At 72.3% G+C, this 11,748-nt stretch carries 12 protein-coding genes; 4 read left to right on the top strand and 8 right to left on the bottom strand.

From position 1 onward, the window contains the following. Positions 1-43: 43 nt before the first annotated feature. The 4 genes from IE271_RS15460 to IE271_RS15445 all read right to left on the bottom strand — a co-directional run bounded on the left by IE271_RS15460 (position 44) and on the right by IE271_RS15445 (position 4,800). Entirely contained in the window at positions 44-1,207 is a 1,164-nt protein-coding gene (locus IE271_RS15460) for a DedA family protein (RefSeq protein WP_190190880.1), read from the bottom strand. 291 nt (positions 1,208-1,498) lie between these two features. Next, complete coding sequence (locus IE271_RS15455) at positions 1,499-2,269, bottom strand: MerR family transcriptional regulator (protein WP_190190864.1); 771 nt, start codon at positions 2,267-2,269, stop codon at positions 1,499-1,501. A gap of 105 nt (positions 2,270-2,374) precedes the next feature. Continuing rightward, complete coding sequence (locus IE271_RS15450; protein WP_190190863.1) at positions 2,375-3,832, bottom strand: aldehyde dehydrogenase family protein; 1,458 nt, start codon at positions 3,830-3,832, stop codon at positions 2,375-2,377. A 65-nt stretch (positions 3,833-3,897) separates the two neighbouring features. Next, a complete protein-coding gene (locus IE271_RS15445; RefSeq protein WP_190190862.1) occupies positions 3,898-4,800 on the bottom strand; it encodes a Sco1979 family transcriptional regulator in 903 nt (300 codons plus the stop codon). A 285-nt stretch (positions 4,801-5,085) separates the two neighbouring features. Between IE271_RS15445 and IE271_RS15440 the strand changes: the two genes are divergently transcribed. Continuing rightward, positions 5,086-5,562, top strand: a complete 477-nt coding sequence (locus IE271_RS15440) for an ATP-binding protein (protein ID WP_229919358.1) — start codon at positions 5,086-5,088, stop codon at positions 5,560-5,562. A 60-nt stretch (positions 5,563-5,622) separates the two neighbouring features. Here the strand turns inward: IE271_RS15440 and IE271_RS15435 are convergent, their stop codons facing one another. The 3 genes from IE271_RS15435 to rpmG form a co-directional block, all read right to left on the bottom strand. Then, a complete protein-coding gene (locus tag IE271_RS15435) occupies positions 5,623-5,871 on the bottom strand; it encodes a DUF397 domain-containing protein (RefSeq protein ID WP_229919357.1) in 249 nt (82 codons plus the stop codon). 390 nt (positions 5,872-6,261) lie between these two features. Then, positions 6,262-6,510, bottom strand: coding sequence for a type B 50S ribosomal protein L31 (locus IE271_RS15430; RefSeq protein ID WP_190190860.1), 249 nt, complete (start codon positions 6,508-6,510; stop codon positions 6,262-6,264). Positions 6,511-6,515: 5 nt separating this feature from the next. Beyond that, positions 6,516-6,680: a 50S ribosomal protein L33 gene (gene rpmG / locus IE271_RS15425; protein WP_037717627.1), complete on the bottom strand. Its 165-nt coding sequence runs from the start codon at positions 6,678-6,680 to the stop codon at positions 6,516-6,518. 199 nt (positions 6,681-6,879) lie between these two features. Between rpmG and IE271_RS15420 the strand changes: the two genes are divergently transcribed. Continuing rightward, positions 6,880-7,398, top strand: a complete 519-nt coding sequence (locus IE271_RS15420) for a hypothetical protein (protein ID WP_190190859.1) — start codon at positions 6,880-6,882, stop codon at positions 7,396-7,398. A 124-nt stretch (positions 7,399-7,522) separates the two neighbouring features. On the opposite strand, the gene IE271_RS15415 is transcribed toward IE271_RS15420, so the two are convergent. Continuing rightward, a complete protein-coding gene (locus IE271_RS15415) occupies positions 7,523-8,767 on the bottom strand; it encodes a DUF2786 domain-containing protein (protein WP_190190858.1) in 1,245 nt (414 codons plus the stop codon). A gap of 106 nt (positions 8,768-8,873) precedes the next feature. On the opposite strand from IE271_RS15415, the gene IE271_RS15410 reads away from it, so the two are divergent. After that, positions 8,874-9,644 (top strand): Clp protease N-terminal domain-containing protein, encoded by a 771-nt coding sequence (locus IE271_RS15410; protein ID WP_190190857.1) that lies wholly within the window; start codon positions 8,874-8,876, stop codon positions 9,642-9,644. A 291-nt stretch (positions 9,645-9,935) separates the two neighbouring features. Beyond that, entirely contained in the window at positions 9,936-11,645 is a 1,710-nt protein-coding gene (locus IE271_RS15405) for a bifunctional 3'-5' exonuclease/DNA polymerase (protein ID WP_190190856.1), read from the top strand. Positions 11,646-11,748: the final 103 nt, after the last annotated feature.

Here is an 11,748-nt window from a genome sequence, read left to right as displayed (position 1 = left end):
GCACCCCTTCGGGGTGCCGCGCCGCACGCGTTCCGTCGTCCGCTCAGCGGTCGGCGTGGTGCCCGCCCTGGTCCGGGTACTGCTGCTGCGGGTGCTGCGGCTGCTGCCGGTCGCCGTAGTACGGCTGCTGGGGCTGCGGGGCCTGCTGTCCCTGCTGGTACTGCTCACCGTAGTACGGCTGCTGCTGCGGCTGCTGCTGGTGGCCGTAGTACGGCTGCTGGGGCTGCGGGGCCTGCTGTCCCTGCTGGTACTGCTCGCCGTAGTACGGCTGCTGCTGCGGCTGCTGGGCCTGCTGCTGGTGGCCGTAGTACTGCTGCTGGGGCTGCTGGTACTGGTTCCCGTAGTACGGCTGCTGCTGCGCCTGCTGCTGGTGCGGGTCGCCGTAGTAGGGCTGCTGGTGCCCCTGCTGCGGGCCGCCGTAGGGCGACGGGGACTGCTGCTGCCCCTGCTGCGGCTGCTGGTACTGGTTCCCGTAGTGCGGCTGCTGGTGGTGCGGGTCGTCGCCGTAGGGGGCCTGCTGCCGGTCGTACGGCGCGGCGTCCTGCCGCGGGCCGTCCCCGGCGTCGTCCGCGGCGCCGCCCTCCTTCTTCGCCTTGCCGCGCGCCCGCAGGAACTCGATGACGATCGGCACCACGGAGACGAGGACGATCAGGATCAGGATCGCCTCGATGTTCTCCTTGACGAAGTCCACCTGGCCGAGCCAGGAGCCGAGCAGTGTGACGCCCGCGCCCCAGAGGACGCCGCCGACCACGTTGAAGATCAGGAACGAGCGGTACCTCATGCCGCTGACGCCGGCGATGATCGGCGTGAACGTGCGCACGACGGGCACGAAGCGGGCCAGGATCAGCGACTTCGGGCCGTGCTTCTCGAAGAACTCGTGCGCCTTGGCCACGTTCTCCTGCTTGAACAGGCGGGAGTCGGGGCGTGTGAAGAGCGAGGGGCCGACCTTCTTGCCGAACATGTAGCCCGCCTGGTCGCCGAGGACCGCGGCGAGGCAGATCAGGGCGATGGCCCCCCACAGCGGGAAGTCCAGCGTGCCGGAGGTGATCAGCATGCCCGCCGTGAACAGCAGCGAGTCGCCCGGCAGGAAGAAGCCGATCAGCAGACCGGACTCGGCGAAGACGATGAGCAGCAGTCCCCAGATGCCGAAGGAGTTCAGCAAGTAGTCCGGATCCAGCCAGCTTGGTCCGAGGGCAAGCTCCATCAGTTCCGGACTCCTGGGTGAGGGGGCGGGGGAGACGAGGGCACGGCGGCCTCGGCCGGCCGGGGCGGCCGCCGATCAAAACTACCAACGCAGGATGGCAGCACCAGGTTCCAAGGGCGACCTCGGGGCCGTCTGTGGCCCACCTGGGACACGGCTGTGGGTCTCCCGGTCCCCGCCGGGCACCCCGGCGCGGCCCCCTGCGCGCCCGGATGCCCTCCCCCGGTCCTCCGGGCCTTCCCAGGTCCTCCGGCTCCCCTGATCCCCCTGGCTCCTCCGCTCCCCCGTCCCCTCGGATCACATTCCGTGCCGCGCCGCGTTCGCCGTGATCGCGTCCCGCAGGTGCTCGGCGAGCCCCGGCCGCATGGAGTCGTAGAACTCCTTGAACCGCTCGTCGGCCACGTACATGCCGCCGAGGCAGCGGTGCATGTCGTACGAGCAGTCGTAGAACCACCGGGAGATGTGCCGCCGGTGGTCCTCGGCGAGGTCCATCGCCCGCTCCCCGGCCGGCGGCTCGCCGGCCTCCACGAGGGCGGCGTAGCGCCCGCCCCAGTCCTCGGCCTCCGCCTGCATGCGCTTCCAGTCGTCCTTGGAGTAGCGGGCCGCGCGGCGCTGCGACTCCGCGTACTCCTGCGTGCCGCCCCAGCGGCGCTCGGCCTCCTCGGCGTGCTCCTCGGGGTCCTTGCCCCCGAAGACCTCGAACTTCTCCTCCGGTGTGAGTCTGATGCCCATCGTGCGTGCCTCCATGGCGCGTTCCACGGCCGCCGCCATCCGCTGCAGCTTCTCGATCCGGGCGAGCAGCAGGCCGTGCTGCCTGCGCAGATGCTCGCGCGGGTCGATCCGGCCGGTCTCCCGGTCGTCGAGCAGCGCGGCGACCTCGTCGAGCGGGAAGCCGAGCTCCCGGTAGAACAGGATCTGCTGCAGCCGGTCGAGGTCGGCGTCACCGTAGCGCCGGTGTCCGGCGGGGGTGCGCTCACTCGGTACGAGCAGCCCGATCTCGTCGTAGTGGTGCAGCGTGCGCACCGTGACCCCGGCGAACCCGGCGACCTGTCCCACGGAGTGGCTCATCTCCTCCGCTCCCTCCTGTGCGGTACGCGCCCCAGCCTGGGCCCTCACGTCACGTGAGGTGCAAGTCCGGGGCGCCCCTCCAGGAGGGAGGGGCCGCGGGGCGGGTCAGAAGGGGAACGCGGTCCTGGCGTGCTGCACGGAGATCCACTTGCGTGTGGTGAAGGCCTCCACCGTCGCCTCGCCGTTCAGCCGCCCGTACCCGGAGGCCTTCTCGCCGCCGAAGGGCACCATGGGCTCGTCGTGCAGGGTGCCGTCGTTCACGTGGAACATCCCGGCCTCGATCCGCTCGGCGAACTTCACCCCGCGCTCCACGTTCCCCGTGTGCACGGCGCCGCTGAGCCCGTACGGGGTGTCGTTGACGAGGCGCACGGCCTCCTCCTCGTCGTCGAACGGGACGAGCAGCGCCACCGGGCCGAAGATCTCCTGGCGCAGCAGGGGCGAGTCGGCCGGCAGGTCGGTGAGCACGGTCGGCTCGACGAGGTTGCCGTAGGTCTTCCCCCGGACGAGGGCGGTGGCGCCCTCCGCGAGCGCCTGCTTGACGAGGGCGGTGAGCGCTTCGGCCTGGAAGGTGTCGATGACCGGCCCGATGTGCGTCTCGGGGTCGTGCGGGTCGCCGGTCCGCAGCTCCTTGACCCGGGCGACGAACCTCTGCGTGAACTCCTCCCGCACGGAGCGGTGCACCAGGATGCGGTTGGCGGCCATGCACAGCTGTCCCTGGTAGGCGAAGCGGCTCCAGACGGCCGCGTCGACCGCGTAGCCGAGGTCGGCGTCGTCGAGGACGACCAGGGCGCTGTTGCCGCTGAGCTGGAGGATCGAGCGCTTGAAGTGGCTGGCGGTCACCGCGCCCACGTGGCGTCCCACACGGTCGGACCCGGCGAACGAGACGACCTTCGGCACGGGGTGCTCGATCAGCGAGTCACCGACCTCGGCGATGTCCGTCACGACGACGTTCAGCAGCCCCGGGGGCAGTCCCGCGTCCTCGAAGATCTTGGCGATCAGGCAGCCGCCGACGATCGGGGTGTTCTGGTTGGGCTTGATGACCACCGCGTTGCCCAGCGCCAGCGCCGGCGCCACCGTCTTCAGGGTGATCAGGAAGGGGAAGTTGAAGGGGCTGATGACCGCGACCACGCCGACGGGTAAGCGCAGGACGCGGTTCTCCGCGCCGGCGCGCACCGACGGCAGGACCTCTCCCATGGGCCGCATGGCCAGCAGCACCGCCTCCCGCAGGAACTGCAGCGCGGCCGCGACCTCGTACTCCGCCTTGGCCCGGGTGCCGCCCAGTTCGTCGATGATCGCCTCGATGATGTCGGCCCGGTGGCGCTCGATGACGCGCACGGCCCGCTCGACGACCTCGCACCGGCTGTCGGCGGTGGCCGCGGCCCAGGACGTCTGTGCACGTGCAGCCGCCCGGTAGGCGTCGTCGACCTCGGCGACGGTCGCGACGGTCAGGGCAGCCAACTTCTCCCCGTTGTAGGGGTTGAAGTCGATGATGTCCCAGGACCCGCTTCCGCTGCGCCACTTCCCGTCGATGAACTGGTGGGCCAGGTCAGTGAAGAAGGACATACGATCCCCAACCGCCGTAGGCATATGCGCAATTAATCCGGATAGGTCGTCATCGTACTTCCGGATCAGGACAGTTGGAGCAGTCCACGGAGGATGTCGCGCGTTTGTGCCGGATTCGGACTGTCCGATTCGAGAAGATCCATCGCCTGTGCGTACTTCGCGACCTCTTCGGGCTTGTCCAAGTAGAGCGAGCTGGTGAGTTGTTCCAGGTAAACGACGTCCGGTACTTCCGACTCCGGGAAGCTGAGCATCGTGAATGAGCCGCTCTCGCCCGCGTGGCCGCCCTGGGCGAAAGGAATCACCTGCAGCTTCACGTTCGCCTGCTCGGACACGTCGATCAGATGCTGGTACTGCGCGCGCATCACCTCGCGGCCGCCGTACGGGCGGCGCAGCGCGGCCTCGTCCAGGACGACGCGGTACTCCGGGGCCCGCTCGGAGACGAGGATCTTCTGCCGCTCCAGGCGCAGGGCCACCCGGCGGTCTATCTCCGCGGCGTCCAGCCCCCGGGCGTTGCACGTGACGACCGCGTGGGCGTACGCCTCGGTCTGCAGCAGCCCGTGCACGAACTGCACCTCGAAGACGCGGATGAGGGACGCGGCGCCCTCCAGGCCCACATATGTCTGAAACCAGGTGGGCAGGACGTCGGAGTACTGGTGCCACCAGCCGGTGGCGTTCGCCTCCCTGGCCAGGCCGAGCAGCTGGCCCCGCTCCTTCTCGTCGGCCACGCCGTACAGCGTGAGCAGGTCCTCCACGTCCCGGGCCTTGAAGCTCACCCGGCCCAGCTCCATACGGCTGATCTTCGACTCGGAGGCCCGGATCGCGTAGCCGGCCGCCTCCCTGGTGATGCCCTTGCCCTCGCGCAGGCGGCGCAGCTGGGATCCCAGCAGAATGCGCCGCACCACGGAGCCGCCACCGGCCCCGTCTCCGTGCGTCGACCGGGGCGACCCCCCTGTCTCCCCTCTGGTCACTTCGGCTCCTCCCCGCCGTCTTCAGGGGCCGAAGTCTGCCATTAAAACGTTCCGGCCCGTACTTGTTCGATTACAGAGACGGAGAGTCTCTGTCACAGCAGTACAGGATGGGCCACGGAGAAATGCGTAAGAACTGGTATGTGAGCGTTCAAATCCGGCGCGTGCACGTGCATCTGCTCTTGCATCTGCAGTGGTCATTCGAAACCATGAGGGCCGCACCACCGCCGCATCAATACGACTGCGATTCTTCCGGGAGTGCCACGCATGGGGACGAATGGATCGACCATGCTCGAGCCGTTACAGCAGGACTTTCCTCCGCTTGAGCCCGCGGCCATGTACCAGGCCGCTTCCTGCGCCCTGCCCGGCCTCTACGAGGCCGTCGGCCAAGCGCGGAGATTCACCCGCAGGACCTTGGAGCAATGGAAGGTCGGAGACCGGCTCGACGACGCCTGCCTGGCGGTCTCCGAGCTCGTCACCAATGCCCTGCAACACGCCCTGACCTCGGACGCGCCCTGCGACGAGAGGAGGAAGCCGCCGGTACGGCTGCATTTGATGCGCTGGACCTCGCGCCTGGTCTGCGCGGTGCGCGACCCGAGTCACGACAGTCCGGTGGCCGGCGACTCGGACGACTTCGCCGCGGAGTCGGGCCGCGGGCTGTTCCTCGTCGAGTCCTTCGCCGACAACTGGGGCTGGCATCCGCTGGCCGGCCCCCTGGAGGGCAAGGTCGTCTGGGCCCTCTTCACGCTGCAGCGCGCCTCGTGACAACACCGCGGCGCTTGCAGCGCCGCGGCTTCACGTGCGTCACGAGGCACGCCAGGACGTTCAGCCTCCGTTTCTCACCAGATGGTCGAACTCGCCGTCCTTGACGCCCGCGAGCATGGCCTCGATCTCCGCGCGCGTGTAGACGAGCGCCGGGCCGTCCGGGAATCGCGAGTTGCGTACCGCCACCTCGCCGCCGGGCAGTCGCGCGAATTCCACGCACGATCCCTGCGAATTGCTGTGCCTGCTCTTCTGCCAGTTCACCCCGTAAAGATCCGTGGCAGCCATGCCGTTGTACACGTCGTGGTCCACAGGTCGCTCCCCGATGGTGCATTGATCGGTGATGCCTCAGATGCAGTGGTCAGCTGCGGATCATAGCTGTCTTCACATGCGGATGCACACACGGATGCACGTGCACGCCACCGCGTCCATGGTTACAGATGTGATGACCGACCACCCGGAAGCCTTCCGGAAGAGCCCCGACGAAGGCGGCGGACACGGCACTTCAAGCCTCTGTCCTGGTTCTTTTCCGCCATCGCCGGCACCGGCCGGTCCGGTCCTGTTTTCTTTGCACCAGAAGAGACGTGCGAAGAGAGCCTCGCGTTCCGGTCCTCTCAATGACGTGAAAAAGCGGCGGCCCCGCCCGTGCAGGGCGGGGCCGCCGCGATGTGGGGACGGGGCGACGCGGGGTGGGGGCGGGGCTCAGGGCCGGCGGCCGTACCGCCGCTCGAAGCGCTCCACCCGGCCGGCCGTGTCCAGGACGCGGGCGTTCCCGGTGTAGAAGGGGTGGCTGACGTTCGAGATCTCGACGTCGACGACGGGATAGGTGTTGCCGTCCTCCCACTCGACCGTCTTGTCGCTCGTCATGGTCGAGCGGGTCAGGAAGGCGTGGTCGGCGGCCCGGTCACGGAAGACGACGGGCCCGTAGGCGGGGTGGATGCCCTCACGCACCGCGCTCAGCGCTCCTCTCGGAAGTCGACGTGCCGGCCCGCGACCGGGTCGTACTTGCGCAGGGTCATGCGGTCCGGGTCGTTGCGGCGGTTCTTGCGGGTCACGTAGGTGAAGCCGGTACCGGCGGTCGACCGGAGCTTCACGACCGGACGGAGTTCGTTGCGTGCCATGCCTCCATTTTATGAAAATGGGTCCCGTTTTCAATAGGTGGCGGCTGAGGCGTGGGTCACGCGAGCGGCGGCCGGTGCGCGCGGCCGGAGTCGTACGCCGAGGGGGTCCGCGCCACAGGGCGCCCTGGTAGCTTGCTGCGGTCGTTCCGGCGCTCCGGCGGCCGCGGCGACCACACCCGCCACTCCTCTGGGGGCTTCAGTGACTTCGGCGACGTACTCGCGCCGGCGGACGCGCCTGGCGGCCGCCGCGGCCGGACTGGCGGCCGCGCTCGTCGTGACCGGCTGCAGCGGCGGTGACGGCGGCGGGACCGGTGAGGACACGGGGACCAGTGCCCCGGCCGGTTCGCCCACGGGGAGCGGCGACGGCTCCGGGGACGCCGGTGAGAGCCCGTCCGCCTCCGCGGCCGGCGCGCTGGAGGGCAGCTGGGTGACCACCCGGGACGGCAAGGCCGTCGCGCTCGTCGTCACCGGCGACCGGGCCGCGCTCTTCTCCACCGGTGGTTCCGTGTGCAGCGGCACCGCGAAGGAGGAGTCGGGCACCCGGACGATCGAGCTGAAGTGCACCGACGGCGACACCGGCCGCGCGAGGGGCACGGTCGGCTCCGTCGGCTCCACCGATCTGAAGGTCGAGTGGGAGGGCCTCGGCGCCGAGACCTATACCAAGGCCGAGGGCGGCAAGCTGCCGAGCGGACTGCCCACGGCGGGTCCGGGGTCCTGAGAACGCCGTGTCCCGGGGGAGGCCGGCCGACGGCACCGGTACGGCGCCCGTGAGGGACCGCGTCCGCCGGGAGCCGCACCCGCCGAGGGATCGACCGCGCCGGCGCCCTCGGGCCCGGAGGCCGCTACCGCTTGCCGCCCCGGGAGCCCCTGGAGCCCCGTGAGCCCGGAAGAGGGGAACTCGGGGTGACGCGGGCGTCGTCCGCGGCACGTGTGCCCTGGTGCCAGCCCGCCGCGTCGGTGACCCCGCGCAACCGCGCCGTGGTCGTGTGCGGGAACAGCTCCTCGACACGGTCGGCGACCGCCACGTCGCGGGCCGCGAGCACGGGCAGCAGGCTCTCGTCCGCGCCGTCGTCCCCGCCGTCGTCCCCGCCGGTCCCGGCCCGCCGGCGCTCCGACTCCTCGTACTCGGCCACCTCGTGCTCGGCGGCCGCCGCCAGCCGGTCGCCGATCCGGTGCGCGTACGCGGCGAGGAAGGACTGGCGGAAGGTCCTGGTGCGCTTGCGGCCGCCGGCCCGGGCGGCCGCCTCGGCCTTGGTCAGCGCGGTCGTGGCCTGCACGAGCAGGGAGGTGTGGAGGAGTTCGACCGCCTCCAGGTCGGGCTCGAAGCCGACGACGGTGGAGAAGCCGAAGGGCTCGTTCCACACCGCACGGCAGCGGTTGGCCCGCGCGACCGCGTCGAGGAGGGTCGCCTTGGCGGTCTCGTACGGCGGGTCGACGCCGATGCGGCAGGCGGCCGGCGCGTCGGCGGCGGGCGCGCGGGAGGCGAGCAGCGCCTCGTCGATGCTGTGCCGGGCCATGAGCTCCTGCGCCTTGGCGCTCAGCGCCTCCGCCTCCTCGGGGAAGCCGGTCGCCTCCGCCTTGGCCAGCAGCGCGCGGATGCGGCCGAGCATGCGGGACTCGGGGCGGCCCGTCCGGCCGCGCCCGCCGGGTGCCGGCGCCTCGTCCAGCGGTTCCAGCGTCGGCAGGCGCAGCAGCAGCCGGTACAGCTCCAGGACGGTGGTCGCGTGCGAGAAGCGGTCGGGGCGCGGTGCGGCCCGCCGGACGGCGGCCGCGGCGAGGTCGTCGAGCTGGGCGGTCCAGCGGCGGCCGCGCGCGGGACGGTGCCGCTCCTCCGCGCCCAGGATCAGCTCGGAGACGAGGGCCGTGTGCGCCTCGTCCAGCTCGCGCCGTACGAAGCGGACGACGTCGGCGGGCTGCCAGCCGCGCCGCCACGCCGCGGCCACGAACTCCTCGCCGCGCCGGGTGAGTTCCGCGTCGGCGGCCGGGTCGGCGGCGAGCAGGGAGGCGCCCGTGTCGAGGGCCGCGTCGGTGTCGGCGTAGAGGGCGGCCCCGAAGGCGCGGTCCACCGTGCTGCTCGTCGTGCTCATGCCTCGATCGTGTCACGCCGGGGACCGAAGGCGCCCGGGCGCCGGAACCACGTCAAGTGTCAACTCAGGGTTGACGCCTTCCAACTGTCAACCTACGGTTGACAGTATGACGACGAACCCGCTCATCACGACGTCCGTGCGTCTCGACGACCTCATCGAGGCGATCAAGAAGGTCCACACCGACGCGCTCGACCAGCTCCAGGACGCGGTGATCGCCGCCGACCACCTGGGCGAGGTGGCCGACCACCTCATCGGCCACTTCGTGGACCAGGCCCGGCGGTCGGGCGCCTCCTGGACCGACATCGGCAGGAGCATGGGGGTGACCCGGCAGGCGGCCCAGAAGCGGTTCGTGCCGTCGCCCGACCTCGACCCCTCGCAGGGCTTCAGCCGGTACACACCGCGCGCCCGCAACACCGTGGTGGCCTCGCACAACGAGGCCAAGGCCGCGGGCAACGACGTGTCCACCCCCGCCCACCTGGTGCTGGGCCTGCTCGCGGAGCCCGAGGGGCTCGCCGCGAAGGCGATCGTCGCGCAGGGCGTGACGCTGAAGGCCGTACGGGAGGCCGCGACCGCCGCGCTCCCGCCGAAGGCGGCGGCCGTGCCCGAGCTCATCCCGTACGACGCGGCGGCCAAGAAGGCCCTGGAGCTCACGTTCCGCGAGGCGCTGCGGCTGGGCCACAACTACATCGGCACCGAGCACATCCTGCTCGCGCTCCTGGAGAACGAGGCCGGCGAGGGCGTCCTCAGCGGGCTGGGCGTGGACAAGGCGGCGGTGGAGGCGTACGTCACGAAGGCGCTGGCCGAGATCGTGAAGGCGGCGGGCGAGGCCGGCGCCGGCGGGACGGAGGAGGCGGAGGAGGGCGGGGACGGGGCCTGAACCCGTCCGGGGTACGGCGGGGCGCGGGCGGCACGTGGCGGGGCACGGGCAGCCGTGACGGGGCGCGGGCGGCACCGGCCCCGCCCGTCCGGGGCCGCCGTCGCCCGCACGGGGCGCGGCGGACCGGGACGCGTGCGCGCGGGGCCGGAGCTGTTCGAGGACGGGATCCGCACGGCCGGCCGGACCGGGACGCGTGCGCGGGACCGGGACATGGCCGTCCGGAGTACGTGCGGCCCCGGGCGGGCGCGGCAGTCCGGGGTGTTGTCAGTGCCGCCTGCGACACTCGGCCCCATGAGTGACCGGTGGGCTCTCGCGCCGGCCGAGGACGGCGGCGCCGAGCTGGTCCCCCTCGGCCCGGACGGGCTGCCCTCCGGTCCCGTCGTCCGTGAGCCGGACCTCGCGGCGGCCGTGCGCTCCCGGCCCGGCGTCACCCGCTGGGTCTGGCGGTCCACCGCCGGCGTCTACCCGCGCCTGCTCGCGGCGGGCGCCCGCGTCGAGCGGTGCTATGACATCGAGGCCGCCGAGCTGCTGCTGCTCGGGCACGAGGGACGGTCCGGCGAGCCCCGGTCGGCGGCAGCGGCCCTGGCCAGACTGCGCGGCGGCCCCGTACCGCCGGATCCGCCGCAGCGCTCCGCCGAGCCCGGCGCGCAGTCCCCGCTCTTCGAGCCCCGCCCGGTGCACGTCCCGCTGGAGCGGCTCGTCGAGGTGTACGCGGACCAGCAGCGGCGGCACGACGCGGCCGAGCACCCCGGGCGGATGCGGCTGCTGACCGCCTCCGAGTCGGCGGGGATGCTCGTGGCCGCCGAGATGAACGCCGCGGGGCTGCCGTGGCGGGCGGACGTGCACCGTGAGCTCCTGCACGACCTGCTCGGGGAGCGGTACGCGGGCGGCGGCGAGCCGCGGCGGCTGGCCGAGCTGACCGACGAGGTGTCGGCCGCGTTCGGCCGCCGGGTGCGGCCCGACCTGCCCGCCGACGTGGTCAAGGCGTTCGCGCAGGCGGGCGTCAAGGTGCGGTCCACCCGCCGCTGGGAGATCGCCAAGGTCGACCACCCGGCCGTGAAGCCGCTGCTGGAGTACAAGAAGCTGTACCGCATCTGGGTGGCCCACGGCTGGTCCTGGCTGCAGGACTGGGTGCGGGACGGCCGCTTCCGGCCCGAGTACCTGGTGGGCGGCACCGCCTCCGGCCGCTGGGTCACCAACGGCGGCGGCGCCCTGCAGATCCCCAAGGTCATCCGCCGCGCCGTGGTGGCCGACCCGGGCTGGCGGCTCGTCGTGGCCGACGCCGACCAGCTGGAGCCGCGCGTGCTCGCGGCGATCTCCCGCGACCCCGCCCTGATGGACGTGGCCGGCCGGGCGAGCGACCTCTACCAGGAGGTCTCGGAGCGGGCCTTCTCCGGCAACCGCGACCGGGCCAAGATCGCCGTGCTGGGCGCCGTGTACGGGCAGACCGCGGGCGACGGCCTGAAGAACCTCGCCGCGCTGCGCCGCCGCTTCCCCCGGGCCGTCGCGTACGTGGACGAGGCGGCGCGGGCGGGCGAGGAGGGGCGGCTGGTGCGGACGTGGCTGGGGCGGACCTGCCCTCCCGCGGCCGGGACGGGCGGGACGGCCGACGAGGAGGCCGGCATCCCGCAGGACGAGCCGGCGCCGGCCGAGGGCGACGGCGAGGGCGACGGCGACCAGGAGCGGGGGCCCGGTTACGCCTCCTCCGGCTCACGCGCCCGCGGCCGCTTCACCCGCAACTTCGTCGTGCAGGGCAGCGCGGCGGACTGGGCGCTGCTGATGCTCGCCGCCCTGCGGCGCGCCTGTGCGGGCATGGCGGCCGAGCTGGTCTTCTTCCAGCACGACGAGGTCATCGTGCACTGCCCCGCGGAGGAGGCGGACGCGGTGGCGGCGGCGATCCGGGAGGCCGGCGACCTGGCGGGACGGCTGACGTTCGGGGAGACGCCGGTGCGCTTCCCGTTCACCACGGCGGTGGTGGAGTGCTATGCCGACGCGAAGTAGCCGCGGCGGGCGGCGGGCCGGAAGTCAGGGGCCGGTGGCGGGCCGAGGGCCAGGGACCGGTGGCGGACCGGCAGCGAGCCGGGAGTCAGGGGCCGGTGGCGGG

It is taken from the genome of Streptomyces minutiscleroticus (assembly GCF_014650875.1).
Lineage (GTDB): Bacteria > Actinomycetota > Actinomycetes > Streptomycetales > Streptomycetaceae > Streptomyces > Streptomyces minutiscleroticus.
The sequence above is the reverse complement of the archived record's forward strand: the minus strand, read 5'-3'. Positions and strand labels throughout refer to the sequence as shown.